At 69.9% G+C, this 23,912-nt stretch carries 25 protein-coding genes and 1 pseudogene; 13 read left to right on the top strand and 13 right to left on the bottom strand.

The features are described 5' to 3' along the window. Window positions 1-7 precede the first annotated feature (7 nt). The 4 genes from ACFY0U_RS34330 (at window position 8) to ACFY0U_RS34315 (ending at window position 3,422) form a co-directional block, all read left to right on the top strand. The gene (locus ACFY0U_RS34330) at window positions 8-925 is read left to right on the top strand and encodes a F0F1 ATP synthase subunit gamma (RefSeq protein WP_388642448.1); all 918 of its coding nucleotides are present in this window, start codon (window positions 8-10) and stop codon (window positions 923-925) included. Beyond that, window positions 925-2,361 (top strand): F0F1 ATP synthase subunit beta, encoded by a 1,437-nt coding sequence (gene atpD, locus ACFY0U_RS34325; RefSeq protein ID WP_388642446.1) that lies wholly within the window; start codon window positions 925-927, stop codon window positions 2,359-2,361. Before ACFY0U_RS34330 ends, atpD begins: the two co-directional genes overlap by 1 nt. 110 nt (window positions 2,362-2,471) lie before the next feature. Continuing rightward, the gene (locus tag ACFY0U_RS34320) at window positions 2,472-2,846 is read left to right on the top strand and encodes a F0F1 ATP synthase subunit epsilon (RefSeq protein ID WP_171143736.1); all 375 of its coding nucleotides are present in this window, start codon (window positions 2,472-2,474) and stop codon (window positions 2,844-2,846) included. Between the two features lie 129 nt (window positions 2,847-2,975). Beyond that, entirely contained in the window at window positions 2,976-3,422 is a 447-nt protein-coding gene (locus ACFY0U_RS34315) for a DUF2550 domain-containing protein (protein WP_388642444.1), read from the top strand. A gap of 5 nt (window positions 3,423-3,427) precedes the next feature. On the opposite strand, the gene ACFY0U_RS34310 is transcribed toward ACFY0U_RS34315, so the two are convergent. The 3 genes from ACFY0U_RS34310 to ACFY0U_RS34300 all read right to left on the bottom strand — a co-directional run bounded on the left by ACFY0U_RS34310 (window position 3,428) and on the right by ACFY0U_RS34300 (window position 7,205). Continuing rightward, complete coding sequence (locus tag ACFY0U_RS34310) at window positions 3,428-5,254, bottom strand: glycosyl hydrolase family 18 protein (protein WP_388642442.1); 1,827 nt, start codon at window positions 5,252-5,254, stop codon at window positions 3,428-3,430. Between the two features lie 131 nt (window positions 5,255-5,385). Beyond that, window positions 5,386-6,027: a response regulator gene (locus tag ACFY0U_RS34305; RefSeq protein WP_388642440.1), complete on the bottom strand. Its 642-nt coding sequence runs from the start codon at window positions 6,025-6,027 to the stop codon at window positions 5,386-5,388. Next, window positions 6,024-7,205, bottom strand: a complete 1,182-nt coding sequence (locus ACFY0U_RS34300; protein WP_388642438.1) for a sensor histidine kinase — start codon at window positions 7,203-7,205, stop codon at window positions 6,024-6,026. Before ACFY0U_RS34300 ends, ACFY0U_RS34305 begins: the two co-directional genes overlap by 4 nt. A gap of 152 nt (window positions 7,206-7,357) precedes the next feature. Between ACFY0U_RS34300 and ACFY0U_RS34295 the strand changes: the two genes are divergently transcribed. Beyond that, complete coding sequence (locus ACFY0U_RS34295) at window positions 7,358-7,966, top strand: hypothetical protein (RefSeq protein WP_388642436.1); 609 nt, start codon at window positions 7,358-7,360, stop codon at window positions 7,964-7,966. On the opposite strand, the gene ACFY0U_RS34290 is transcribed toward ACFY0U_RS34295, so the two are convergent. Genes ACFY0U_RS34290 through ACFY0U_RS34280 form a run of 3 tightly spaced genes read right to left on the bottom strand, consistent with a single transcriptional unit; the run spans window position 7,892 to window position 10,017 of the window. Beyond that, window positions 7,892-8,464 carry a cob(I)yrinic acid a,c-diamide adenosyltransferase gene (locus tag ACFY0U_RS34290; protein ID WP_388642434.1) on the bottom strand — a complete coding sequence of 191 codons (573 nt, stop codon included), beginning with the start codon at window positions 8,462-8,464 and terminating at the stop codon, window positions 7,892-7,894. The two genes, ACFY0U_RS34295 and ACFY0U_RS34290, sit on opposite strands and share 75 nt — an antisense overlap. A gap of 13 nt (window positions 8,465-8,477) precedes the next feature. Beyond that, the gene (locus tag ACFY0U_RS34285; protein WP_388642433.1) at window positions 8,478-9,227 is read right to left on the bottom strand and encodes an ABC transporter permease; all 750 of its coding nucleotides are present in this window, start codon (window positions 9,225-9,227) and stop codon (window positions 8,478-8,480) included. Between the two features lie 7 nt (window positions 9,228-9,234). Beyond that, window positions 9,235-10,017, bottom strand: a complete 783-nt coding sequence (locus ACFY0U_RS34280; RefSeq protein WP_388642431.1) for an ABC transporter ATP-binding protein — start codon at window positions 10,015-10,017, stop codon at window positions 9,235-9,237. 80 nt (window positions 10,018-10,097) lie between these two features. On the opposite strand from ACFY0U_RS34280, the gene ACFY0U_RS34275 reads away from it, so the two are divergent. From ACFY0U_RS34275 to ACFY0U_RS34260, 4 genes are all read left to right on the top strand, one after another. Beyond that, window positions 10,098-10,739, top strand: a complete 642-nt coding sequence (locus ACFY0U_RS34275) for a TetR/AcrR family transcriptional regulator (RefSeq protein ID WP_388642429.1) — start codon at window positions 10,098-10,100, stop codon at window positions 10,737-10,739. A 136-nt stretch (window positions 10,740-10,875) separates the two neighbouring features. Beyond that, window positions 10,876-11,724, top strand: a complete 849-nt coding sequence (locus tag ACFY0U_RS34270; RefSeq protein ID WP_388642428.1) for a 3-hydroxyacyl-CoA dehydrogenase family protein — start codon at window positions 10,876-10,878, stop codon at window positions 11,722-11,724. 150 nt (window positions 11,725-11,874) lie between these two features. After that, window positions 11,875-12,198 (top strand): STAS domain-containing protein, encoded by a 324-nt coding sequence (locus tag ACFY0U_RS34265; RefSeq protein ID WP_067029557.1) that lies wholly within the window; start codon window positions 11,875-11,877, stop codon window positions 12,196-12,198. 254 nt (window positions 12,199-12,452) lie between these two features. Next, window positions 12,453-14,975 (top strand): ATP-binding protein, encoded by a 2,523-nt coding sequence (locus ACFY0U_RS34260; protein ID WP_388642427.1) that lies wholly within the window; start codon window positions 12,453-12,455, stop codon window positions 14,973-14,975. A 75-nt stretch (window positions 14,976-15,050) separates the two neighbouring features. On the opposite strand, the gene nucS is transcribed toward ACFY0U_RS34260, so the two are convergent. Next, the gene (gene nucS, locus ACFY0U_RS34255) at window positions 15,051-15,722 is read right to left on the bottom strand and encodes an endonuclease NucS (protein WP_388642426.1); all 672 of its coding nucleotides are present in this window, start codon (window positions 15,720-15,722) and stop codon (window positions 15,051-15,053) included. 249 nt (window positions 15,723-15,971) lie between these two features. On the opposite strand from nucS, the gene ACFY0U_RS34250 reads away from it, so the two are divergent. After that, window positions 15,972-16,364 (top strand): SCO5389 family protein, encoded by a 393-nt coding sequence (locus ACFY0U_RS34250; protein ID WP_388642424.1) that lies wholly within the window; start codon window positions 15,972-15,974, stop codon window positions 16,362-16,364. An 86-nt stretch (window positions 16,365-16,450) separates the two neighbouring features. On the opposite strand, the gene ACFY0U_RS34245 is transcribed toward ACFY0U_RS34250, so the two are convergent. Beyond that, a complete protein-coding gene (locus tag ACFY0U_RS34245; RefSeq protein ID WP_388642422.1) occupies window positions 16,451-17,479 on the bottom strand; it encodes an LLM class flavin-dependent oxidoreductase in 1,029 nt (342 codons plus the stop codon). 223 nt (window positions 17,480-17,702) lie between these two features. Here ACFY0U_RS34245 and ACFY0U_RS34240 point away from each other — a divergent pair, with 223 nt between their 5' ends. Then, complete coding sequence (locus tag ACFY0U_RS34240; protein ID WP_388642421.1) at window positions 17,703-18,032, top strand: ATP/GTP-binding protein; 330 nt, start codon at window positions 17,703-17,705, stop codon at window positions 18,030-18,032. Here ACFY0U_RS34240 and ACFY0U_RS34235 read toward each other — a convergent pair. The 4 genes from ACFY0U_RS34235 to ACFY0U_RS34220 form a co-directional block, all read right to left on the bottom strand. Next, window positions 18,029-18,907 (bottom strand): ABC transporter permease, encoded by an 879-nt coding sequence (locus ACFY0U_RS34235; protein ID WP_388642419.1) that lies wholly within the window; start codon window positions 18,905-18,907, stop codon window positions 18,029-18,031. The two genes, ACFY0U_RS34240 and ACFY0U_RS34235, sit on opposite strands and share 4 nt — an antisense overlap. Next, complete coding sequence (locus tag ACFY0U_RS34230; RefSeq protein WP_388642418.1) at window positions 18,904-20,334, bottom strand: ABC transporter ATP-binding protein; 1,431 nt, start codon at window positions 20,332-20,334, stop codon at window positions 18,904-18,906. The genes ACFY0U_RS34235 and ACFY0U_RS34230 overlap by 4 nt, the downstream gene beginning before the upstream one ends. 111 nt (window positions 20,335-20,445) lie before the next feature. Then, window positions 20,446-21,216 carry an ABC transporter permease subunit gene (locus ACFY0U_RS34225; RefSeq protein ID WP_388642417.1) on the bottom strand — a complete coding sequence of 257 codons (771 nt, stop codon included), beginning with the start codon at window positions 21,214-21,216 and terminating at the stop codon, window positions 20,446-20,448. Then, window positions 21,213-22,184, bottom strand: a complete 972-nt coding sequence (locus tag ACFY0U_RS34220; RefSeq protein ID WP_388642416.1) for an ABC transporter ATP-binding protein — start codon at window positions 22,182-22,184, stop codon at window positions 21,213-21,215. Before ACFY0U_RS34220 ends, ACFY0U_RS34225 begins: the two co-directional genes overlap by 4 nt. 119 nt (window positions 22,185-22,303) lie before the next feature. Between ACFY0U_RS34220 and ACFY0U_RS34215 the strand changes: the two are divergent. Next, window positions 22,304-22,414 (top strand): annotated as a pseudogene (locus ACFY0U_RS34215) (TetR family transcriptional regulator); the annotation flags it as partial. A 12-nt stretch (window positions 22,415-22,426) separates the two neighbouring features. Next, a complete protein-coding gene (locus ACFY0U_RS34210; RefSeq protein WP_388642697.1) occupies window positions 22,427-22,837 on the top strand; it encodes a TetR-like C-terminal domain-containing protein in 411 nt (136 codons plus the stop codon). A 12-nt stretch (window positions 22,838-22,849) separates the two neighbouring features. Here the strand turns inward: ACFY0U_RS34210 and ACFY0U_RS34205 are convergent, their stop codons facing one another. Then, window positions 22,850-23,788 (bottom strand): cellulose-binding protein, encoded by a 939-nt coding sequence (locus ACFY0U_RS34205; RefSeq protein ID WP_388642415.1) that lies wholly within the window; start codon window positions 23,786-23,788, stop codon window positions 22,850-22,852. Between the last annotated feature and the right edge of the window lie 124 nt (window positions 23,789-23,912).

Below are 23,912 nucleotides of genomic sequence, written 5' to 3'. Positions count from 1 at the left end.
CTGACTCATGGGAGCCCAGCTCCGGGTCTACAAGCGTCGCATCCGATCCGTCACCGCGACCAAGAAGATCACGAAGGCGATGGAGATGATCGCCGCCTCGCGTGTCGTCAAGGCGCAGCGCAAGGTGGCGGCCTCCACGCCGTACGCGACCGAGCTCACCCGCGCGGTCACGGCGGTCGGAACCGGCTCGAACACGAAGCACCCGCTGACCACGCAGGCCGAGACGGTCGTGCGGTCCGCGGTGCTGCTCCTCACGAGCGACCGTGGTCTCGCAGGCGCCTTCAACGCCAACGCCATCAAGGTGGCGGAGCAGCTGACCGCGCGTCTTGAGGCCGAGGGCAAGGAGGTCGACACGTACATCGTCGGCCGCCGCGGTCTGGCCCACTACAACTTCCGCGAGCGCAAGGTCGTGGAATCGTGGTCGGGCTTCACCGACGAGCCCACGTACGCGGACGCGAAGAAGGTCGCGGGTCCGCTGATCGAGGCCATCGAGAAGGACACGGCCGAGGGCGGCGTGGACGAACTCCACATCGTCTTCACCGAGTTCGTCTCGATGATGACGCAGACGGCGCTCGACGACCGTCTGCTGCCGCTCAGCCTCGAAGAGGTCGCCGCGGAGGCCGCGCCCAAGGGCGAGATCCTTCCGCTGTACGACTTCGAGCCCTCGGCGGAGGACGTCCTCGACGCCCTGCTGCCGCGCTACGTGGAGAGCCGTATCTACAACGCGCTGCTCCAGTCGGCCGCTTCGAAGCACGCCGCCACGCGGCGCGCGATGAAGTCGGCGACCGACAACGCGGGAGAGCTCATCACCACGCTCTCCCGTCTTGCCAACGCGGCCCGCCAGGCCGAAATCACCCAGGAAATCAGCGAGATCGTCGGTGGCTCCGCAGCCCTGGCCGACGCGACCGCGGGGAGTGACAGGTAATGACGACGACAGTTGAGACGGCCGCTGCCACGGGCCGCGTCGCCCGGGTCATCGGCCCGGTCGTCGACGTGGAATTCCCCGTCGACGCCATGCCCGACATCTACAACGCCCTTCACGTCGAGGTGGCCGACCCGGCCCTCGCCGGCGAGAAGAAGACGCTGACCCTGGAGGTCGCCCAGCACCTGGGTGACGGCCTGGTCCGCACCATCTCGATGCAGCCCACCGACGGTCTGGTCCGCCAGGCCCCGGTGACCGACACGGGTGCCTCCATCTCCGTGCCGGTCGGTGACTTCACCAAGGGCAAGGTGTTCAACACTCTCGGTGAGGTGCTGAACTCCGACGAGCAGTACGACGGCGAGCGCTGGGGCATCCACCGCAAGGCGCCGAACTTCGACGAGCTCGAGTCGAAGACCGAGATGTTCGAGACCGGCGTCAAGGTCATCGACCTTCTCACCCCGTACGTCAAGGGTGGAAAGATCGGTCTGTTCGGTGGTGCCGGCGTCGGCAAGACGGTGCTCATCCAGGAGATGATCTACCGCGTCGCCAACAACCACGACGGTGTCTCCGTGTTCGCCGGTGTCGGCGAGCGCACCCGTGAGGGCAACGACCTCATCGAGGAGATGGCCGAGTCGGGCGTCATCGACAAGACCGCCCTGGTCTTCGGTCAGATGGACGAGCCCCCGGGCACCCGTCTGCGCGTGGCCCTCGCCGGTCTGACCATGGCGGAGTACTTCCGCGATGTGCAGAAGCAGGACGTGCTGTTCTTCATCGACAACATCTTCCGCTTCACGCAGGCCGGTTCCGAGGTCTCGACCCTGCTCGGCCGTATGCCCTCCGCGGTGGGTTACCAGCCGAACCTGGCCGACGAGATGGGTCTCCTCCAGGAGCGCATCACCTCGACCCGTGGTCACTCGATCACCTCGATGCAGGCGATCTACGTCCCCGCGGACGACCTGACCGACCCGGCCCCGGCCACCACCTTCGCCCACCTCGACGCGACGACGGTTCTGTCCCGTCCGATCTCCGAGAAGGGCATCTACCCGGCCGTGGACCCGCTGGACTCCACGTCCCGCATCCTGGACCCCCGCTACATCGCGGCGGACCACTACAACACGGCCATGCGTGTCAAGACGGTCCTGCAGAAGTACAAGGACCTTCAGGACATCATCGCGATCCTCGGTATCGACGAGCTGGGCGAAGAGGACAAGCTCGTCGTCCACCGTGCCCGTCGCGTGGAGCGCTTCCTGTCCCAGAACACCCACGTCGCCAAGCAGTTCACCGGCGTCGACGGGTCGGACGTACCGCTGGACGAGTCGATCACCGCGTTCAACGCGATCATCGACGGCGACTACGACCACTTCCCGGAGCAGGCGTTCTTCCTGTGCGGTGGCATCGAGGACCTGAAGGCCAACGCCAAGGAGCTGGGCGTCTCCTGACCCCCGTGCTCGTCTGAGGGGGCGGGGCACGTCCCGCCCCCTCTTTCACGCCTACTAGACTTGTAACCAACACCCGGCCGAACAGCCGGGTGGTGACCCGAGGAGCCACCTTGGCTGCTGAGCTGCACGTCGCGCTGGTCGCGGCCGACCGAGAGGTCTGGTCCGGCGAGGCCACCCTGGTCGTCGCGCGCACCACGTCCGGCGACATCGGCGTCATGCCCGGTCACCAGCCGCTGCTCGGTGTGCTGGAGTCGGGCCCGGTGACCATCCGTACGAGTGATGGTGGAACGGTCGTCGCCGCGGTGCACGGCGGTTTCATCTCGTTCGCGGACAACAAGCTGTCGCTGCTGGCCGAGATCGCCGAGCTGTCGGACGAGATCGACATCCAGCGCGCGGAACGCGAGCTGGAGCGTGCGAAGGCGGAGGGTGACGCCGCCGCCGAGCGCCGCGCGGACGTACGTATCCGTGCGGCGGCGACGCGCTGAACCAGCGCGATCGCGTATGACGTCACTCAGCCGCGGCTGGGACCGGAGCAATCCGGCCCTGGTCGCGGCTGAGGCAAATGTGGATGTTTTTTCCATTCCGTTACCGAGTAGACGAGGAGGTCGGTGTCGATGGTCCTCGCTCTGACTGTGTGCGGAATCGTCGTGGCACTCGTAGTGCTGGGGCTGTTCGTCTTCGGCCTTCGTCGCAGACTCATCCAGCGCTCCGGCGGCACCTTCGACTGTTCGCTGCGCTGGGACGTCCCGGAGAAACCCGACACCAACGGCAAGGGCTGGAGCTACGGCGTCGCCCGCTACAACGGCGACCGCATCGAGTGGTACCGCGTCTTCTCCTACGCCTACCGCCCGCGCCGCATCCTGGAGCGCGCCGCGATCGAGGTCGCCGGACGCCGGCTGCCCGAGGGCGAGGAGGAGCTGGCGCTGCTCTCCGACGCCGTCATCCTGACCTGTCTGCACCGGGGCACGCGTCTTGAACTCGCCATGAGCGAAGACGCGCTGACCGGTTTCCTCGCGTGGCTGGAAGCAGCCCCGCCCGGTCAGCGCGTCAATGTTGCTTAACGGGATTACTGCAACCCGCTGTTGATGGCGCTCACCAGCTCACCGTTGCCGGTGTCGCCGCTGAACTCCCAGAAGAACGCCCCGCCCAGGCCCTGGTTCTTGGCCCAGGTCATCTTGGTGCCGATGGTGGCGGGGGTGTCGTAGGACCACCAGTTGTTGCCGCAGTAGGCGTACGCCGTGCCCGCGATGGTGCCGGTGGCCGGGCAGGAGTTCTTGAGGACCTTGTAGTCCTCGATGCCGGCCTCGTAGGTGCCGGGGGCCGCGCCGGTCGCCGTGCCGCCGGGGGCGGCCTGCGTGACACCGGTCCAGCCGCGGCCGTAGAAGCCGATGCCGAGCAGCAGCTTCTTCGAGGCCACACCCTTCGACTTCAGCTTGGCGATCGCGTCGGCGGAGTTGAAGCCCGCCTGCGGGATGCCGGAGTACGAGGTCAGCGGCGAGTGCGGGGCGGTCGGGCCCTGCGCGTTGAAGGCGCCGAAGTAGTCGTACGTCATCACGTTGTACCAGTCGACGGAGGCCGAGGCGCCGCCGTAGTCGGCCGCGTCGATCTTGCCGCCGGAGGAGCCGTCGGCCGTGATGGCCGCGGTGACCAGGTAGTTCGAGCCGAACTCGGTGCGCAGCGCGGACATCAGGTTCTTGAAGGCCGCAGCGCCGGAGGTGTCACAGGTGAGTCCGCAGGCGTTGGGGTACTCCCAGTCGATGTCGATGCCGTCGAAGACATCGGCCCAGCGGGGGTCCTCCACGACGGCCTTGCAGGACTTGGCGAACGCGGCCGGGTTGGCCGCGGCCTGGGCGAAGCCGCCGGAGTAGGTCCAGCCGCCGAAGGAGTACAGCACCTTGATGTGCGGGTACTTGGCCTTCAGCTGGCGCAGCTGGTTGAAGTTGCCGCGCAGCGGCTGGTCCCAGGTGTCGGCGGTGCCGCTGACGGACTGGTCGGCGGTGTAGGCCTTGTCGTAGGCGGCGTAGGTGTCGTCGACGGTGCACTGACCGTTCTTGACGTTGCCGAACGCGTAGTTGATGTGCGTGATCTTCGACGCGGAGCCCGAGCTGACCAGGTTCTTGACGTGGTAGTTGCGGCCGTAGACGCCCCACTCGGTGAAGTAGCCGAGCTTGACCTTGTCGCCGGTGGGCGGCGGGTCGGTGGTGCCGCCGGTGGTGCGCACCGCGCGGGCGCCGCTGACCGGGCCGGTCTGGTCGGCGGTGTCACGGGCCTGCACGGAGTAGGAGTAGTCGGTGCCGGCGGTCAGCCCGGTGTCCGTGTAGGACGTGGTCGTCACGGTCGCGACCTTGGTGCCGTCGCGCAGGACGTCGTAGTTCTTGACGCCCTTGTCGTCGGTGGCCGCGCTCCAGGACAACTTCACCGAGGTGTTGGTGATGTCCGAGGCGGTCGGGGTGCCGGGGGCGCTCGGCGCGCTGTCGCCGGGGTTCGTGGTGCCGCCGTCACAACTGCCGCCGTTGAGCTTGCAGTTGGCGGGGGAGCCGGATCCGGCGCCGTTGAAGCCGAAGGAGACGGAGGCGCCGGGGGCGAGGGTGCCGTTCCAGGACTTGTTCTTGGCGGTCCAGTGGGTGCCGGAGGAGGTGACGTCGGCGTCCCAGGCGGAGGTGACGGACGTGCCGGAGGGGAAGTCCCATTCGACGGTCCAGGAGCTGAGGGTGGTGTCGCCGGTGTTCTTGACGGTCCACTTGCCTTCGAAACCGGTGCCCCAGTCCTGCGTCTTGGCGTAGGTGGCGGTCGCCGATGCCGCGGCCTGGGCGGGGCTCGCGAGGCCTACGAGGCCGGCGAAGGGGAGCACCAGGGTCGCTATCCCTGCCGCCACTCTGTGTCTGAAGCGCATGCAGCGCCTCCTTGAGGGGTGTTGGGGGCGCGACTGAGCCTTCACGCCCACGGTGCGGCGAGAATAGAAAGGTCTGGACCACGGGTCAATAGGTCTGGACCACTGTGCCGCCTTTGCGCGGCAATAAACCTTCAGACGCCCAACTCCTGCGCCAGTACGGCCGCTTGGACCCGGCTCCGGAGGCCCAGTTTGCCCAGCAATCGGCTGACGTGCGTCTTCACCGTCGCCTCCGCCATGTCGAGCCGGGTCGCGATGCCCGCGTTGGACAGCCCCTCGCCCAGGCAGGACAACACCTCCCGTTCCCGGCGGGTGAGGGTGTCCAGGACCGCCGGGTCGACGCTCGGCTGCCGTACCGGCTTGGCGGCGAACTCGGAGATCAGCCGGCGGGTGACGGCCGGAGCGACGATCCCCTCGCCACGCGCCACCGTGCGGACCGCCTCCACGAGGTCCCTCGCCTCCGTGTTCTTCAGCAGGAACCCGGCCGCCCCGGCCCGCAGCGCCCCGAACACATACTCGTCGAGGTCGAAGGTGGTCAGCACGAGGACGTCCGCGAGCCCCTCCTCCGTGACCCTCCGGGTCGCCGACACCCCGTCCAGACGCGGCATCTGCACGTCCATCAGCACCAGGTCGGGCCGCAGCTCCCGGGCCAGCGCCACCGCCCGTTCGCCGTCCGCGGCCTCCCCGACCACCTCGATGTCGGGCGCGCTGCGCAGGATGAGGACCAGCCCGGCGCGGACGGCGGACTGGTCCTCGGCGACGAGCACGCGAATCATGCGGGGTCTCCTTCGGTGACGTCGGTGACGGGGAGGGTGGCGCGCACGGCCCACAGGGCGCCGTCGGGACCCGCCTCGAATGTGCCGCCCAGCAGCGCGGCCCGCTCCCGCATCCCGACGAGCCCGGCCCCGGAACCAGGGGCGCGAGGGCCGTCCCGGTGGCCGTACGGGCTGGTCACGACGACGGTGAGGGAGCCGTTCCGCTGGGCGAGGGCGACGCTGACCCGGCCCGGGCACGCGTGCTTGAGGGCGTTGGTCAGGGACTCCTGGACGATGCGGTAGGCGGCGAGCTCGACCGGGGTCGGCAACGGGCCGTGGTCGAGGTCGAGGCCGACGTCGAGCCCGTTGGCGCGGGCGCCGTCGACCAGGGAGCCGAGCCCGTCGAGCGTCGGGGCCGCGACCGGTTCCAGATCGCCGCTGCTGTCCCGCAGGATGCCGATCAGCCGGCGCATCTCGGCCAGTCCCTCGACGCTGTTCTCACGGATGACCGCGAGGGCCTCCTGGGAGGTCTTCGGGTCGTCGAGGGAGAGCGCGGCGGTGGAGTGGATGGCGATCGCCGAGAGGTGGTTGGCCACCATGTCGTGCAGTTCGCGGGCCATCCGGGCACGCTCGGCGCCGACGGCCTGGCTGCGGTCCATCTCGGCGAGCAGCGCGGTCTGTTCGGCGCGCAGCAGGGCGGCCTCGGCGGCGTCGCGGTGGTTGCGCACGATCCAGCCGGTGGCGGCCGGTCCGTACCCGACGACGCCGACGACCACGCCGATCAGCAGCGCCTCGGGCACCCGCCACACGGCGAACGGCACCAGTGTCCCGATCACGGTGAGCAGACCGGTGATCCACTGGATGCGGCGGGCCGAGGCGAGCGGGCCGTACAGGACGGCCGCGTACACGAGGTCGGTGAACATCAGGATCGTGGCCAGATTGCCCTGGGTCACCAGGTCGGCGCAGATCGCGGCCGTGCCGATGAGCAGGGCCGCGCGGGGCGCCGTGCGGCGCAGCAGCTCGCAGCCCGCCATCACGACGAGCGGCAGCAGCACCGGCCAGGGGCCGTCGAAGAGGGTGATCGGGTCGTCGGCCCGCCGCGTGCCCAGCCCCATGAGAGTCAGCAGCAGGCCGCCGAGCAGCCCGCCGACGGCGACGTACACGTCGAACCGGTGCGGGCGGGGGAGTCGTACGGCCATGTCCCCATCCAACACGGGAGGCCCGGGCTCCGCCTGATGCCCGCGAACGGTTCCGAACTGCATCTTTCGATGTACCGCCACTTCGTCACCGCCGACGACGAAAGCGGCTGTCGCCGACGGGAGCCTGGAAGGGTGACCGAGAGGAGCGAGTCGTGATCGTCACGCTGATCATCGCCTGTGAAGTGGGCTTCTGGGTGCTGCTGGCCCTGGGCCTGGCCGTCCGGTACCTGCTGAAGTGGCGGCGGACCAGTGTGGTGCTGCTGCTGTGCGAGCCGGTGCTGGAGCTGGTCCTGTTCGTCGCCACGGCGATCGACCTCAAGAACGGCGCCGAACCGAGCTGGGAGCACGGCGTGGCCGCGCTGTACATCGGGTACACGGTCGCCTTCGGCCACTACACGATCCGCTGGCTGGACGGCCACGCCGCCCACCGCCTGGCCGGGGCCCCGCGCCCGCCGAAGCCCCCGCGCTACGGCCGGGCCCGCGCCGCCCACGAGGCGAAGCTGTGGCTACGGGCCGTGTACGGGGGAGCGGTGGCGGCCGGTCTGCTTCAGCTCGCCGTCTGGTACGTCGGGGACTCCGGCGACATCAGCTCACTGCGCTCGTTCCAGTGGGTGGCGCTGCGGGCGGTCGGTATCTACGGACTGATCGCCCTGTCGTACACGATCTGGCCCAAGAAGGAGCCGGCCTCAGCGCTCTCCACCCGGGACCCAGAGCACGTCCCCGACGTCCTTGTTGGCCGTACGGGCAAGAATGAACAGTAGGTCCGAGAGCCGGTTCAGATAGGTCGCCGTCAGCGGGTTCATCACCTCGCCGTGGACCTCCAGCGCGGCCCATGTGGAGCGCTCGGCGCGGCGTACGACCGTGCACGCCTGGTGCAGCAGGGCCGCACCGGGCGTGCCGCCGGGCAGGATGAAGGAGCGGAGCTTCTCCAGCCGCTCGTTGAAGTGGTCGCAGTCCGCCTCCAGCTTGTCGACGTAGAACTGCTCGACCCGCAGCGGCGGGAACTCAGGGTTCTCCACGACCGGCGTGGACAGGTCCGCGCCCACGTCGAACAGGTCGTTCTGCACCCGGGTGAGGACCTTGACGATCTCCTCGTCGAGCCCGCCCAGCGCGATCGCCGTGCCGATCACCGCGTTCGCCTCGTTGGCGTCGGCGTACGCCGAGATCCGCAGATCGGTCTTGGCGACCCGGCTCATGTCGCCGAGGGCGGTGGTGCCCTGGTCGCCGGTCCTGGTGTAGATGCGCGTCAGATTGACCATGAGGTCAGCGTAGTTACGCCCCGGCCGTTCGGAACACGCGTGTGCCCACTGTCACGGCGAGTGCCGCGAGGGCGAGGGCGACCAGTACGCCGTACGCCATGTGCGCCGAGGTGTACGAGCCGACGTAGGCGTCCCTGACCGCGTCCACCAGATAGCGGAACGGCACGAAGTGCGAGAGGACGTCCAGCCAGGCCGGGCCCAGCGTCATCGGGAGCATCAGGCCGGACAGCAGCATCATCGGCATCGTCAGGGCGTTGACCGCCGGACCGAACTCGCCCGGGGTGTGCAGCTTCATGGCCAGCGCGTACGACAGCGAGGCCAGCGACACCGTCAGCAGCGCGACGAACGCGAAGCCGATCAGGATGCCGGTCAGCGGGGCCCGCAGCCCCATCACCAGCGCGGCCAGCACCAGCAGCACCGCCTGGAAGACGAAGACGGTGGCGTCGCGCAGCACCCGCCCCAGCAGCAGCGCCAGCCGGCTGACCGGCGTCACCCGCATCCGCTCCACCACCCCCTGGCTCTTCTCGACGATGATCGTGAACCCCGCGAACGAGGCCCCGAACAGGCCGAGTTGGAGCAGCAGCCCGGGCACCAGCAGCTGCCACGAGCTGCCCGCCCCGCCCAGCGGCAGATCGGTGAGCAGGGGGCCGAAGAAGAGGAGATAGAGGAGCGGCATCAGCACGCCGAAGAGCAGGGCGAAGCGGGAGCGCAGGGACTGGCGGAGGTAGCGGCCGTAGATCAGGGCCGTGTCCTGGACAAGCATGGGATTCCTATACGGCTACGGGGGCGGCGTCGGCCGGTGTGGCGCTGCGGCCGGTGATGGCGAGGAAGGTGTCCTGGAGCGAGGCGTCGATCGAGCCGCCGTACTCCAGCTTGAGCGCGGTCGGTGTGCCCTCCGCGACGACCACGCCCTTGTCGACGACGACCAGGCGGTCGGCGAGGGCGTCGGCCTCGTCCAGGTAATGGGTGGTCAGGAACACCGTGGTGCCGTGTTCGTCGCGCAGTCGGCGGACCAGGTCCCACAGGTCGGCCCGGCTGCCGGGGTCGAGACCGGTGGTGGGCTCGTCGAGGAACAGCACTTTCGGGCGATGGGTGAGGGCCATCGCGATGTCCAGGCGCCGGCGCTGACCGCCCGACAGCGCCCCGCACGTGCGGTCCAGCAGCTCGCTCAGGCCCAGCTCCCGGGCCAACTCCTCGGCCCGCTCGGCGGCCTGGGTCTTCGTCAGCCGGTAGAGGCGGCCCTGGGTGACCAGCTCCTCCCGCACGGAGATCTGCGGGTCCACGCCTCCCGACTGGGCCACATAGCCGCAGGCCCTCCGCACCCCGGCGGCGTCGGTGGTGAGGTCGTGGCCGGCGACGGTGGCGGCGCCGCCGGTGGGTTTCAGCAGGGTCGTGAGCATCCGCAGGGTGGTGGTCTTCCCGGCGCCGTTCGGACCGAGGAAGCCGAGGATCTCGCCCTCGCGGACGCTCAAATCGATGCCGCGCACGGCCTCCACCGGGCCGAGTTTGGTCTGGAAGGTACGGGCCAGGCCCGCCGTACTGATGACGGTCATGGCGACAGAAAAACAGAGTCTCTTAAATTTTGCAATGACCCCAAAGTTTCAGGGAGTCCAGCGAAGCTAGGATGTGGACCATGGCTGAAGGGCTCAGGGAGCGGAAGAAGCGCGAGACGAGACAGCGGATCTCGGACATCGCCACCGGGCTGTTCCTGGAGCACGGATTCGTGACCGTGACCATCGCGGAGGTGGCGGAGGCCGCCGACGTCTCCGTGAACACCGTCTACAACTACTTCCCGGCGAAGGAGGACCTCTTCTTCGACCGCTCCGCCGGTGTCGTCGAACAGCTCTCGCGCTGGGTGCGCGGCCGGGACGTGGGGGAGTCGGCCGCGCGGGCCGTGCTGCGCGAGCTGCGCGCGGAGGTGGAGGCGGTCTCGCCGCGGATCGGACTCATGGAGGGCTACGACCGTTTCATGCGCTGCATCCACGAGGCGCCGCCGCTCCGCTCCCGGCTGTGGAGCCTCCAGCAGGAGATCCACGACCACCTCGCGGCGACCCTCCGGGAGGAGACCGGCGCCGCCGACGCCGACCCGCTGCCGGGGCTGATCGCCGGTCAGATCTGCTGGGTCCACTCGGAGGTGTTCGAACACGTCGGGCGTGAGATGGTCGCCGGGCGCAATCCGGACGAAGTGTCACGAGAGGTGCTGGCGCTTCTCGACGACATCGAGGAGCTGTTGAGCCGGAACGTGCTCAACTACGCCGTACGAGACCACCGATGAGCCGTGCCGGTGTGATGTCCGTCAGATGAGACGTGACGCGCATTACTAACCGGTCACACGACACCTCACGCCCGCTAAGGTCCGCCGAAGAGGCATACGTAAACAGCGTGTAAGGCGTTCAAAGGGGAGTCGCACAGTGGCACGGAAGCTTGCCGTCATCGGCGCCGGCTTGATGGGTTCCGGGATCGCCCAGGTCTCCGCGCAGGCGGGCTGGGACGTCGTCCTGCGGGACGTCACCGACGAGGCGCTCAAGCGTGGCACCGACGGCATCAAGGCCTCGTACGACAAGTTCGTGAGCAAGGGCAAGCTGGAGGCGCACGACGCCGACGCCGCCCTCGGCCGGATCACCGCGACCACCGACCTGGACGCCGCCGCGGACGCCGACATCGTCGTCGAGGCCGTCTTCGAGAAGCTGGAGGTGAAGCACGAGATCTTCCGCGCGCTCGACAAGATCGTGCGTGAGGACGCCGTGCTCGCCTCCAACACCTCCGCCATCCCGATCACCAAGATCGCGGCGGCCACCGAGCACCCCGAGCGGGTCGTCGGTGTGCACTTCTTCTCGCCCGTGCCGATGATGCAGCTCGTCGAGCTCGTCCGCGGCTACAAGACGAGCGACGAAGCCCTCGCCACCGCACGGGAGTTCGCCGAGTCCGTCGGCAAGACCTGCATCGTCGTCAACCGGGACGTCGCCGGCTTCGTGACCACCCGGCTCATCTCCGCCCTCGTCGTCGAGGCGACCAAGCTCTACGAGTCGGGCGTCGCCACCGCCGAGGACATCGACCTCGCCTGCAAGCTGGGCTTCGGCCACGCCATGGGCCCGCTCGCCACGGCCGACCTCACCGGCGTCGACATCCTGCTGCACGCCACCAGCAACATCTACACCGAGACCCAGGACGAGAAGTTCGCCCCGCCGGAGCTGATGCGCCGGATGGTTGACGCCGGTGACATCGGGCGCAAGAGCGGGCAGGGCTTCTACAAGCACTGAAACCGCACAGGCCCCTGAGGCATCACTCCCGGGGGTGAATTCGGTATCGGTTCGCTTACAGACGGCAACCTCCGACCGCCCAAGGCAGTCAGACGTTGCATCACCAGACATCACATTCGCGGAGCACGAGACGCACCACGGGGAGCGCATATGTTCATCAGGGGCGACCACGCCGAGCTGGTCGTCGGGGGCCGCCTCGACGTCCGCAGCGCGGCGGACGCCCGTACGGTCCTGCACACGGCCGTCGACGACGGAGTCGGCGATCTGGTGCTGGATCTGTCCGAGCTGGACTCCTGGGACGCCACCGGACTCGGGGTGATCATGGGGGCCCACCGCAGGGCCGGCCGCTGCGGCCGACGCCTCGTGCTGCGCGACGTACCGCCGCAGATGCAGCGCCTGCTGGTGGCGACCCGGCTGCACCGGATCCTGGCGATCGAGGGCGGCATCGGGGTGGAGTCGCTGCCCCGGGTGTGACCCCTTGTGTGGATGCGGTGTGAGGGCCGGGTGCTGTCGCTGTGAAACGCACGTCGCGCACAATCCTCACGAGACTGTGACGTCTCGGACGGCGCGGTACCCCGGGCTGTCGTAGATACTGTGCGAAGGTTTAGGGTTCGGTCGCCCGCTGAGTGAACATCCCTGATCGAGCGGGCCCGGACCAGAAGCGACAGCGCGGTGTGCAGCAAGGCCGGGAGGGGCTCGGCACACGACGCTTTTGGGGGGCTTGACCTATGGACCCGAACAACCGGGGACCCGAGGAGTACGGCCATGACGGTGACGGCGATGCGCCGCGCCAGCGCCCGCCCAGGGACCCCCTCACACCCGACTTCGGCCAGAGCACACCCGCCCTGGCCCGCACGGTGCAGCTGGTGTCCGGCGACTACCTGCTCACCGTCAACCCCGTCGACGGCAGCGAGATAGAGAACTGCCCGCCCGGCGAGCGGCCCGCGCCGCCCCGCAAGCTCAGCGCCACCGAACGAGCCGAGGTGGACCGCGCGGCCAAGCCGCCCGTCCCGGCCGGCCTCAACCGTCCCACCCTGCACCTCCTGGCCCGCCAGGACGAGCGCGAACGGCTGGTACGCCTGCTCGCCCGCGGCCGTTCCGTACGTCTCACCGGTCCCGCGGGCTCCGGTCGCACCAGCCTGCTCGACCTCCTCGCCGAGGACTGCTCGGACCTCGCCCCCGACGGCGTGATCCGGCTGAGCGGCTTCCACCGCACGGCCGACGACCTGCTGTACGACCTCTTCTACGCCGTCTTCGACGCACCCCTGCACCGGCCCGCACGGGACGAGCTGCTCGGGTACGTCCGGGAGATCGGCGCGGTCGTCATCATCGACGACGTGGAGTTCGGCGGTGCCGCGCTCGACGAACTCCTGGACGCCACCCCCGAGTGCGCCCTCCTCGTCGCCACGACACCGGACGTACCCGCGCCGACCGCCGACTCGGCCCTGGAGGAGGTCTTCCTCAGCGGCCTGGACCGGGCCGGCGGCGTCGAGCTCCTGGAGCGCGGTGTCGGCCGCGTCCTCACCGAGGAGGAGGCCAACTGGGCAGGCGACCTCTGGTTCGAGTCCGAAGGGCTGCCGCTGCGCTTCGTCCAAGCCGGCGCCCTGCTGCGCCAGCGCGACGAGCTGCGGGCCAGCGCCGACGCCTTCGACGAGTTCGGCGTCTTCCAGGAAGCCCAGGTCGACGCGCCCTTCGAGGCCGGCGACGGACACGACGTACCGCTGCCCTCGCTCGCCGAGGGAGCCGCGCCCGCGGCCCTGCTCGCCACCCGGCTCAGCGACTCGGCGCGCGCCGCACTGCGGTTCGCCGTGGCGCTCGGTGGCGAGGTGCCGCACCAGGCCCATCTGCCCGCCCTCGTCGGCGACACCCACGCGGACGCCGCCCTCGGCGAACTGCTGGGCTGCGCGCTGGTCTCCCCGGTCGGCTCCCGCTACCGGCTCGCCGCCGGTGTGCAGGCCCAGCTGGAGGCCGCCGGATACGGCACCGACAGCGAGGCCAAGGCCCTCGCCGCCGCCCGGCACTACGCCTGGTGGGCCGGGCATCCCTCGGTCACCCCCGAGCGGGTGTGCGCCGAGGCGGACGCCGTGCTCGCCGCGCTCGGCATCCTCGTACCGGCCGCGGTCCCGCCCGCCGAGGACGAGGAGAGCGTCACCGTCCAGCTCGCCCGCACGGCGGCGCCCGCGTTCGCCGCGGGGCTGCACTGGAGCGCCTGGGAGCGGACCCTGCGGTTCGGCGCCGAGGCCGCCCGGATCTCCGGCGATGTGGGCGAACAGGCCTACTTCCACCACGAGTTGGGCATCCTCGCACTCTGCGCCGACCAGCTCGACCGGGCCCGCTCCGAACTGGAGGCCTCCATCGGGCTGCGCGGCGCACTCGCCGACAAGCGCGGCACGGTCGCTGGGCGCCGGGCGCTGGCGCTGGTCTCCGACCGCTCGGGCGTTCCGCTCGGGATAGCCGCCATGGCGGGCGAGGAGGTGCCGGACGCCCGTCACGAGGAGTCCCAGTCGCCGCCCGGCGGGGTGCCCACGGCCTTCCCGCCGCTCCAGTCGCCGCTCGACAACTCGACCCTGGTCACCAACCGGGTCCCGGCGGCCTCCGTCCCCAACCGCAAGGCCCGGGGCGGTCTGAAGGGCCTGGCCCGCCGCAACCTCGTCGCGGCCGGCGCGGGCGCGCTGCTCGCGGCGGTGCTCGGCACGGTGGTCACGCTCGGCGCCACCTCCGACAACGACCCCAACTCCCCGTCCACCAAGGTCGGCCCCAACCCCTCGGCCAGCCAGGGCCTGGACGACGGCAGCCTGGGCGCCGACGTGCCGAAGAACGGCGACGAGGGCGACACCGGCGAGGCCACCAGCCGGCCGACCGACCCGGGCCCCGACGGCACCTACGGCACGTCCGACGACCCGACGCCGACGGACACCGCGGAGCCCTCGGACAACCCGAGCGGGACGAAGGGGACGTCGAGCTCGCCGAGCAAGACGCCCACGACGAGGCCGCCGTCCTCGACCTCGAAGCCGCCGACCTCGTCGACACCGACCGATCCCACTGGCTCGCCGACGCCGACCGACCCCGAGACCTCGGAGCCGCCGACGCCCACGACGACCCCGACGCCCACGGAGGAGCCGTCCACCACCGACTCCGCCAGCGGCCCCGCCTCCTCCAGCGCACCGGCGAGCACCTCCGCCAGCGCCCCGGAGAGCAGCGACGCGGGTTCGCCCAGCACCTCGGGCTCCGCGTCGGACGCGGTGATCTGACGCCGGTACGGCAACACGAGAGGGCCGGATCCTGGAAACAGGACCCGGCCCTCTTCGTCGTAGAAGAAGGACCCGTCAGAACAGCCGCAGCTTGTCGTCCTCGATGCCGCGCAGCGCGTCGTAGTCGAGGACCGTGCAGCCGATGCCGCGGTCCGTCGCCAGGACGCGGGCCTGGGGCTTGATCTCCTGGGCCGCGAAGACGCCGCGGACCGGGGCGAGATGGGGATCGCGGTTCAACAGCTCCAGATAGCGCGTGAGTTGCTCCACGCCGTCGATCTCGCCGCGCCGCTTGATCTCGACCGCGACGGTCTGGCCCTCGGCGTCCCGGCACAGGATGTCGACGGGGCCGATGGCGGTCATGTACTCGCGGCGGATCAACGTATAGCCGTCGCCGAGGGTGTCGATGCGGTCGGCGAGGAGCTCCTGAAGGTGTGCTTCCACGCCGTCCTTGATCAGGCCGGGATCCACGCCCAGTTCGTGCGAGGAGTCGTGGAGGATCTCCTCCATGGTGATGATCAGCTTCTCGCCGCCTTTGTTGACGACGGTCCAGACGCCCTCTTCGTCACCCGAACCCTCCTTCAACGTGCAGGGCGGCGACATCCAGTTCAGGGGCTTGTAGGCCCGGTCGTCCGCGTGGATCGACACGCTGCCGTCCGCCTTCACCAGGATGAGACGGGGGGCGGACGGGAGGTGGGCGGTGAGCCGGCCCGCGTAGTCCACGGAGCACCGGGCAATGACGAGACGCATGGTCGGCAACGCTACTCGACGGGCCTGGGTCCACGCGATTCGCCCCAGAAACGCGATGTTCGTTTGTGGCCGATTGTGTGCCTAACCAGGGCTCTCTATGTACGCATTCTCCTGGTGCGGTCACCGTCCGTTGCTTACCGTAGTAACCGGGAGGTCGCGGAGCGTGCACTCAGCGTGTTCATATTCGCGAACTCCCTTACCTGTCCGGCAACCCCTGAATACCTGTTCAGGGGTGCGAGAGGAGAACCCATGTCGCTCGACGTCTCACCGGCCCTACTCGAGAAGGCCGAGCGAGGCGAGGTCGACGAAGCGGAATTCGTCGACTGCGTCCGGACCTCCCTGCCCTACGCATGGGAGATGATCAGCTCCCTGGTGGCCCAGCTGAAGGTCGACGGCGGTCAGTTCGCCGACAACCAGACGCCTCCGCCGGACGAGCAGGCACGCGGTCAGCTGCTGCGTGCGCTTGCGAGTGACGCGATACGCGGCGCGCTGCAACGGCACTTCGGGGTGCGACTGGCCTTCCAGAACTGCCACCGTGTGGCGGTGTTCCCGCTGGACGGTTCGGTGGACGAGTCGCTGGCCCGTTTCACCTCGGTCCGTAGCCAGCTGCTCAACCAGTCACCGGAGTTCCGGGACTGCTGAGACAGCGAGCTGCTTGCTTGCCGCTCCGTACGCGGGAGGTGCATCAGGTACCGGGGCGGCAAGCACGTCGAGTGCGGTACGCACGGTCAGCCGAGGTGGGGGAGCACCTCGGCGCCCAGCCGCCGGACGTTCTCCTCCGTCGCCGCCAGATCCCCCGAGCCCTCCACGAGCAGGGCGAAGCGGGAGATGCCGGTCCGCTCACTGGTCGCCGCGAGCCGGTCGGCGCAGAGCCGCGGAGTGCCCACCGGGTGCAGCCCGCAGAGCAGTTCCGTGTACGCCACCGGGTCGCGCATCGAGCGATGCCGGCCGTCCACCGTCACATGGGCCTCCAGCCCCAGCTTCAGCCAGCCCGGCATCGCCTTCACCAAGGTCTCCACCGCGTCCGTGCGCCGGTCCGCGATCTGGCAGACCCCGGCCGAGACATGGGCCGCGTCCAGGACCTCCTGCGGCGAACGGCCCGCCGCGCGCGCGTGGGTGCGCCACAGGGAGACCATCTCGGCCTTCTCCTCGTCCCCCACGTGCATCCCGAGCAGCATCGGCAACCCGCGCTCGGCGGCCAGCCGCACACTCGCCGGGGAGGTGCACGCCACGACCACCTCGGGGCCCGGCTCCTCCGACAGGGACTCCGACGGCCGCGGTACGACGGGCACTTCACGGAAGCTGAAGCGCTCGCCGGCGGCCGCCACCGACGGTTCGCGCAGCCAGCGCACCAGCAGATCGAGTGATTCCGGGAAGCCCGTCTCGTACGCGTCGAGCCCCGAGCCGAACACCTCCAGGTCCACCCACGGCCCGCCGCGCCCCACGCCCAGCGAGAACCGTCCGCCGGACGCGATGTGCAGCAGCGCGGCCTGCTCGCCGAGGGCGACCGGGTGGACGGTGGGCAGCACGCTGACCGCGGTGCCGACCCTGAGGCGACGGGTGCGGCCCAGCAGTAACGCCGCCAGGGTGATCGCCGATGGACAGGTGCCGTACGGCACGAAATGATGCTCGGCCAGCCAGACCGAGTCGAGGCCGGCTTCCTCGGCCACCTCGGCCGAGCGGACCGCGCGGTGCAGCGCCTCCCCCTGGCCCTGCCCCGGGAACTGGGCCGCCAACACGAAACTTCCAACGCGCATGTGCTTTTCCTGCTTCCTTGGCTCCGACGCGGAGCTCCCCCACCCGGCATAACCGTCTGACACGTGCCGAGGACACGGCCTGGCGAAGAGATACTCGGATTGTCTGCAGAATGGGTCGGTCTCGAGGGGCACTTGTGGGGGTTGGTCCCCTACGCCTACCCGCCTCCGCGCCGCGTAGGCTGGACACAGCCCCTGCTTCCTGTATAGCCCCGTGAGGTGTTCTGTGTCCCCGCGTCGCAACCGACCCAAGGGAGTCGACCCGTCAGGCCCGGGCGAGGACGACCGCTCGGGCCGTTACGGCGGCTTCCAGTCGATGGAGAGCTGGCAGGGCGAGCAGTGGAACGTCCGTCATGTGGCGGGGGCCAGTGCCCAGGGCAAGTCCTACCGCTGCCCGGGCTGCGACCAGTTGATCCCCGACGGCGTCCCGCACGTGGTGGCGTGGCCGGAGCACTCGGGCGTCGACGAGCGTCGGCACTGGCACAAGGCGTGCTGGAACGCGAAGGACCGCCGCACCTCCAGGGTGCAGCGGTCCCGTAACGCGCCGAGGTTCTAGACGTCGCGCTGGTTCAGCAGGGCGAACGCGCCGGCGAACGCCGCCGCCGTCACCCCCGCGATGATCCACAGCGGGTCCCAGCCGGAGGGGCCGGTCTCGGTGAGCGAGTTGGAGTAGAAGACGCTCAGCTGGTTCGGGATGGAGTACTCGAACAGGGCCGTGCGCAGGCTCTCCAGCGAGGACGAGAACATGAACAGGGCGATGACCAGCGGGGCCAGCACCAGGCCGATCATGATGGTGATGGCGCCCGCCGAGTGCCGGATGATCGAGCCGACGACCAGCGAGAGCAGGCCGAGCAGCGCGATGTAGAGCGAGATGCCCAGGGTGCCCTTGAGCCACTCGCTGCCGGAGGGGTCCTTCACGCCGGTGCCGTCGAGCAGGGCCACGTCGGCGAGGGCGACCAGCAGGACCGACGCGAACGTCACGACGAAGGCGACCAGGAAGAAGACGATGGCCTTCGCGGCCAGCACCCGGCCACGGCTCGGGCACGCGGTCATCGTGGTGCGGATCATGCCGGTGCCGTACTCGGAGGCCGTGGTCAGCACGCCGAGCGTGATCACGCACATCGTGCCGAGCAGCAGTCCGAAGAAGCCGAACGACAGCGGGTTCTCACCGGACAGACCGCCGTCGCTCGCGCTGCTCGACACCACGACGGCGGCGAGCAGACCGATGCCGACGACCAGCAGCACGAAGACGCCCAGCGTCCACATGGTCGAGCGCACCGAGCGGATCTTCGTCCACTCCGAGGCGATCGCGTGTCCGAGATGCGTGCGCACCACCGGGATCGGCGAGGTGTACGCGGCGTACGAGGGAGCGGGCGCCGCCTGCCAGTCGGGTGCGGCGGCCTGCGGCATCGGGGGCTGGGGCGTGCTCATCGGGCGTCCTCGGACTTCGTCAGGTCGGCGGCGGGCTGCGGGGCGCCTGCGGCGGCCGGGGCGGCCGGGGCGGCGGCGGGCGCCGACGGGGCCGCGGCGGGGGCCGGCTGCAGGGCCGACGGGGCCGCGGCGGCGGGCTGCTGGGGCGCGGGGGCCGTGGCAGGCGGGGCTGCGGCGGGCGGCGCGGCGGGGGCGCTCGCGGCGGGCTGCTGGGGCGCGGGCGTGCCCGCGGGGCCGGAGAGCTGGGCCGGGGCCTGGGGGGCCTGGGGAGGCGTCTGGGCGTACGGGTTGGGCTGACCCGCGCCTGGGGCGCCGTACGGGCCTGCCGGGGGCTGCCCGTTGCCGTACGCGCCGGCGGGCGCCGGGGCCGTGCCGTACCCGCCGGCGGGCGGCTGGCCGCCCTGCTGCGGCGGCGGAGGCGCGTACCAGCCGGGCTGGCCCTGGCCCGGGACCGGCATCGGAGGCTGGGCGCCCGGCGGGAGGGGCTGTTGCAGGCCGGCCTTCTGGTCGATCGTCGAGCGGTAGTCGACGGCGCCCTGGGTCATCCGCATGTACGCCTCCTCCAGCGAGGCCTGGTGCGGGGAGAGCTCCCACAGGCGTACGTCGGTGTCGTGGGCGATGTCGCTGATGCGGGGGAGCGGCAGACCCGTGATGCGCAGCGCCCCGTCCTGCTCCGGCAGCACGTGTCCGCCCGCCTCCGTCAGCGCGGACGTCAGCTTCTCGCGCAGCTGCGGGTCGGTGTCGGGGGTGCGTACGCGTGCGAAGCCGGCGGAGTTCGCGGCGATGAAGTCCTGCACGCTCATGTCGGCCAGCAGCTGTCCGCGCCCGATGACGATCAGGTGGTCGGCGGTCAGCGCCATCTCGCTCATGAGGTGCGAGGAGACGAAGACCGTGCGGCCCTCCGCGGCCAGGGACTTCATCAGGTTGCGCACCCAGAGGATGCCCTCGGGGTCGAGTCCGTTGACCGGCTCGTCGAACAGCAGCACCTGGGGGTCACCGAGCAGCGCGGCGGCGATGCCGAGCCGCTGGCCCATGCCGAGGGAGAAGCCCTTGGAGCGCTTCCTGGCCACGTCCTGGAGGCCGACCACGCCGAGCACCTCGTCCACCCGGCGGGCCGGGATGCCGGAGAGCTGGGCGAGGCAGAGCAGATGGTTGCGGGCGTGCCGGCCGCCGTGCACGGCCTTGGCGTCGAGCAGCGCGCCCACCTGGCGGGGGGCGTTGGGGAGCTTGCGGTACGGGTAGCCGCCGATCGTCACCTGGCCCGAGGTGGGGTTGTCCAGGCCGAGGATCATCCTCATCGTCGTCGACTTGCCGGAGCCGTTGGGGCCCAGGAAGCCGGTGACGGCACCGGGCCGCACCTGGAAGGAAAGGTTGTACACAGCGGTCTTGTCGCCATATTGCTTGGTCAGGCCGACTGCCTCGATCATGCTCCGCACCCATCGAAAGGTTCAGGACAGCAGGGCACACGCCCCCGTAAGGGTTAGGAGCTTATCCGGGCGCTGACGGTTCCACTCAAGACCAAGCAAAGCTCCGGGGCGTCACGCGTCCCTCTTCTTCAGCAGGACATACCCTCCCGCGACCGCCGCGACCACCCACAGCACCATGATCCCGAGCCCGCCCCAGGGGCCGTACGGAGTGTCGTCGTCGATCGGGGTGACCACCTGCATGATCTTGCTGCCGGCCTGGTCGGGCAGGTACCGGCCGATCTTCTTGGTCGCCGAGACATTGCCGAGGATGTTGGAGATCAGGAAGAAGAACGGCATCAGGATGCCCAGCGACAGCATCGGCGAGCGCAGCATCGTGGCCACGCCCATCGAGAACACCGCGATGAGGGTCATGTAGAGCCCGCCGCCGATGACCGCGCGCAGCACTCCGGGGTCGCCGATCTCGGCCCGGTGCGAGCCGAGCATCGCCTGTCCGAGGAAGAAGGTGACGAAGCTGGTGACGAGACCGACGACGAGGCAGAGGCCGGCCGCCACCGCGATCTTGCTGAACAGGAAGGTGCCGCGCTGCGGTACGGCGGCCAGCGAGGTGCGGATCATGCCGGTGCTGTACTCGTTCGACACGACCAGCACCCCGAACACGATCATCGCGAGCTGGCCGAGGCCCATCCCGGCGAAGCTGATGAAGGTGGGGTCGAAGGAGAGCTGGTCGTTGCGGCTCATCTTGTCGAACTCGTTCTTCGACAGGGCCGCGATCAGCATGCCGAGGGCGAGGGTGACGACCACGGCGAGGGAGAGCGTCCACACCGTGGAGGCCACCGACCGGATCTTGGTCCACTCGGACCGTACGACCTGGATCGCCGTCATGGCCGGTTCCCCTTCCAGTCGTCGCCCCACTGCGGCGGTGGCGCCGCGGCGGCGACGGGTGTGTCGGCGTGTGCGTGGTACTCGACCGACTCCGCGGTCAGCTGCATGAACGCCTCCTCCAGGGAGGCCTGCTGAGGGCTCAGCTCGTGCAGCACGATCTGGTGCTGCGCGGCCAGCTCCCCGAGGTGCTCGGGCTTGCCGCCGTCGACCTCCAGCGTCCCGTTGCCGGTCTCCACGACCGTGACTCCGGCCCCGTGCAGCACGTCGAGCAGCCGCTCGCGCTGGGGGGAGCGGATCCGGACGTACGAGCGTGAGTTCTGTTCGATGAACTCGGCCATGGAGGTGTCGGCGAGCAGCCGCCCCTGGCCGATGACGACGAGGTGGTCTGCGGTCAGCGCCATCTCGCTCATGAGGTGGGAGGAGACGAACACGGTCCGCCCCTGTGCCGCGAGGGACTTCATCAGGTTGCGGATCCAGTGGATGCCCTCGGGGTCGAGCCCGTTGACCGGCTCGTCGAACATCAGGATCCGCGGATCGCCCAGCAGCGCGCCCGCGATGCCGAGCCGCTGACCCATGCCGAGGGAGAACCCCTTGGCCTTCTTCTTCGCCACCGCGGTGAGGCCGACCGTGTCGAGGACCTCGGCGACCCGGCTGCGGGGGATGCCGTTGCTCTGCGCGAGGCACAGGAGGTGGTTGAAGGCGCTGCGCCCGCCGTGCATGGCCTTGGCGTCCAGCAGGGCGCCGATGTACTTCAGCGGTTCCTTGAGGTGGTCGTAGTGCTGACCGTCGATGCGGACGTCACCGGCGGTGGGGCGGTCGAGGCCGAGCATCATCCGCATCGTCGTCGACTTGCCGGCGCCGTTGGGACCGAGGAAGCCCGTGACGATGCCGGGTCTGACGGTGAAGGTCAGGTTGTTGACCGCCACTTTCTCGCCGTACCGCTTGGTCAGGCCCTCGAGTTCGATCATGCGGCCACGCTAAGACGGGGTCCTGGCGGCTGCCACTCGTGCGGGGAAACAGAGCCCGACGAGACCGGCAAGAAAGGTGAAAGCCGTCGACCAGAGGAAGGTGCCCGGACGCGGCCTGGGCGGAGCTGGCGGAAGTCGGCTACCCGAAGCTCACCATGGAGGGCGTCGCCGCACGCGCGCGTACCGGCAAGCAGGTCCTCTACCGGCGCTGGAGCAACCGCGCGGAACTGGTCATTGCCGCCATGCGCCACCGCACCGGATCCATCGCCGACCGGGTCCCGGACACCGGCTCGCTCCGGGGCGACGTACTGGAAGTGCTTCGCGCGGGTGGGCGCCGCCAGCGGGAGATCGGCCCGGACACACTGCACGGGCTGCTCGCGGAGGCCCGGGAGGTGGGCCCGGCCTTCTTCGGCGTCATGCGGGGCGTGCTGCGGACGCTCGTCGAGCGGGCCGCCGAGCGCGGCGAGATCCCCACGGCACAGCTGCCCCGACGGGTCCTCACCCTCCCCGCGGACCTCCTGCGCCACGAGATCCTGCTGAGCCGGGAACCGGTGACGGACGAGACGCTCACCGAGATCGTCGACGACGTCTTCCTGCCCCTGGCGGGCACGCCAAAGGCCCGCACCTTCGGGGGAGACGGTACGGGCCTCTGAACGCGCTACTGATTACCGGGACTGCTGAGCCGGAACCCCACGGGAGATCGGCTCGTCGTCCGTGGCCGGCGAACCGGCCGCGGCCACCGCGGCGCCCGTGAGCGTCGCCAGCATCTCGCGGACGTTCGTCAGCTGAGCGTTGATCGAGTCGCGGCGGTTGGTCAGCGCCGCGAGCTCACGCTCGGATTCCGAACGGATCCGGTCGGCCTTGGCGTTCGCGTCGGCCACGATGTCCTCGGCCTGACGCTGCGCCGTCTCGACCGTCTGACGGGCCCGGCGCTCGGCGTCCGTGCGCAGCTTCTCGGCCTCGAGACGCAGCTGCTCCGCGCGGTGCTCGATCTCCGCGAGGCGCTTCTCGGCCTTCTGCTGACGGGACGCCAGGTCGCGCTCGGACTGCTCGCGACGCTTGGCCAGGTTGGTCTCGAAGTCCGCGGCGGCCTGGGCGGCCTTGGCGCGGGTCTCCTCGAAGAGGGCGTCCGCCTCCTCGCGCTTGGACTGCGCGTCCTTCTGGGCCTCGGAACGCAGCTGAGAGGCGTCGCTCTTCGCCTTCTCGACGATCCGGACGCCCTCGTCCTCGGCCTTGGCCTTGCGCTCCGCCGCGAAGGACTCCGCGTCATTGCGCACCTGCTGGGCCGCCGACTCGGCGAGCTCACGGTGCTGCTCGGCCGCGCGACGGGCCTCCTCGCGCAGATCCTTGGCCTCCTCCTCGGCGAGGCGGAGGATCTTCTCGACACGCGCGCCGAGACCGGCGTACGACGGCTCGGCGTCGGTGACCTGAGCCTGCGCGTTCTGCGTTTCGAGGTGGAGCTCCTCGATGCGCTTTTCCAGAGCGGTGATGCGGGAGAGAGCGCTGTCACGGTCGGAGACGAGCTTGGAGATCCGTTCGTCCACCTGAGCGCGGTCGTACCCACGCCGCACAAGCTCGAAGCCGTAGGGGGAAGTGTCGCTCATGGGGTTCCTGTCAAATGAGACCGGTGAGGTGATAGGGGGAATCCTAGGGGCCGAAGCGGTGTGTCATCGAGCGGATACGTGTTTGATCTGGAGAATGACACCCCTTTTGAGTGGCTAACCCCGG

The organism is Streptomyces sp. NPDC001536, assembly GCF_042894505.1.
Classification (GTDB): domain Bacteria; phylum Actinomycetota; class Actinomycetes; order Streptomycetales; family Streptomycetaceae; genus Streptomyces.
Note: the sequence above shows the minus strand (reverse complement) of the source record. Positions and strands in the feature narration are given on the sequence as shown.

Coding starts and splice junctions, on each gene's coding strand:
- nucS (WP_388642426.1), bottom strand. CDS start 15,722: ATGCGTCTCGTCATTGCCCGGTGCTCCGTGGACTACGCGGGCCGGCTC.
- ACFY0U_RS34285 (WP_388642433.1), bottom strand. CDS start 9,227: ATGCTTGTCCAGGACACGGCCCTGATCTACGGCCGCTACCTCCGCCAG.
- ACFY0U_RS34310 (WP_388642442.1), bottom strand. CDS start 5,254: ATGCGCTTCAGACACAGAGTGGCGGCAGGGATAGCGACCCTGGTGCTC.
- atpD (WP_388642446.1), top strand. CDS start 925: ATGACGACGACAGTTGAGACGGCCGCTGCCACGGGCCGCGTCGCCCGG.
- ACFY0U_RS34275 (WP_388642429.1), top strand. CDS start 10,098: ATGGCTGAAGGGCTCAGGGAGCGGAAGAAGCGCGAGACGAGACAGCGG.
- ACFY0U_RS34210 (WP_388642697.1), top strand. CDS start 22,427: ATGCGCCACCGCACCGGATCCATCGCCGACCGGGTCCCGGACACCGGC.
- ACFY0U_RS34290 (WP_388642434.1), bottom strand. CDS start 8,464: ATGGTCAATCTGACGCGCATCTACACCAGGACCGGCGACCAGGGCACC.
- ACFY0U_RS34245 (WP_388642422.1), bottom strand. CDS start 17,479: ATGCGCGTTGGAAGTTTCGTGTTGGCGGCCCAGTTCCCGGGGCAGGGC.
- ACFY0U_RS34315 (WP_388642444.1), top strand. CDS start 2,976: ATGGTCCTCGCTCTGACTGTGTGCGGAATCGTCGTGGCACTCGTAGTG.
- ACFY0U_RS34230 (WP_388642418.1), bottom strand. CDS start 20,334: ATGATCGAGGCAGTCGGCCTGACCAAGCAATATGGCGACAAGACCGCT.
- ACFY0U_RS34260 (WP_388642427.1), top strand. CDS start 12,453: ATGGACCCGAACAACCGGGGACCCGAGGAGTACGGCCATGACGGTGAC.
- ACFY0U_RS34300 (WP_388642438.1), bottom strand. CDS start 7,205: ATGGCCGTACGACTCCCCCGCCCGCACCGGTTCGACGTGTACGTCGCC.
- ACFY0U_RS34235 (WP_388642419.1), bottom strand. CDS start 18,907: ATGAGCACGCCCCAGCCCCCGATGCCGCAGGCCGCCGCACCCGACTGG.
- ACFY0U_RS34250 (WP_388642424.1), top strand. CDS start 15,972: ATGTCGCTCGACGTCTCACCGGCCCTACTCGAGAAGGCCGAGCGAGGC.
- ACFY0U_RS34280 (WP_388642431.1), bottom strand. CDS start 10,017: ATGACCGTCATCAGTACGGCGGGCCTGGCCCGTACCTTCCAGACCAAA.
- ACFY0U_RS34330 (WP_388642448.1), top strand. CDS start 8: ATGGGAGCCCAGCTCCGGGTCTACAAGCGTCGCATCCGATCCGTCACC.
- ACFY0U_RS34220 (WP_388642416.1), bottom strand. CDS start 22,184: ATGATCGAACTCGAGGGCCTGACCAAGCGGTACGGCGAGAAAGTGGCG.
- ACFY0U_RS34265 (WP_067029557.1), top strand. CDS start 11,875: ATGTTCATCAGGGGCGACCACGCCGAGCTGGTCGTCGGGGGCCGCCTC.
- ACFY0U_RS34305 (WP_388642440.1), bottom strand. CDS start 6,027: ATGATTCGCGTGCTCGTCGCCGAGGACCAGTCCGCCGTCCGCGCCGGG.
- ACFY0U_RS34225 (WP_388642417.1), bottom strand. CDS start 21,216: ATGACGGCGATCCAGGTCGTACGGTCCGAGTGGACCAAGATCCGGTCG.
- ACFY0U_RS34205 (WP_388642415.1), bottom strand. CDS start 23,788: ATGAGCGACACTTCCCCCTACGGCTTCGAGCTTGTGCGGCGTGGGTAC.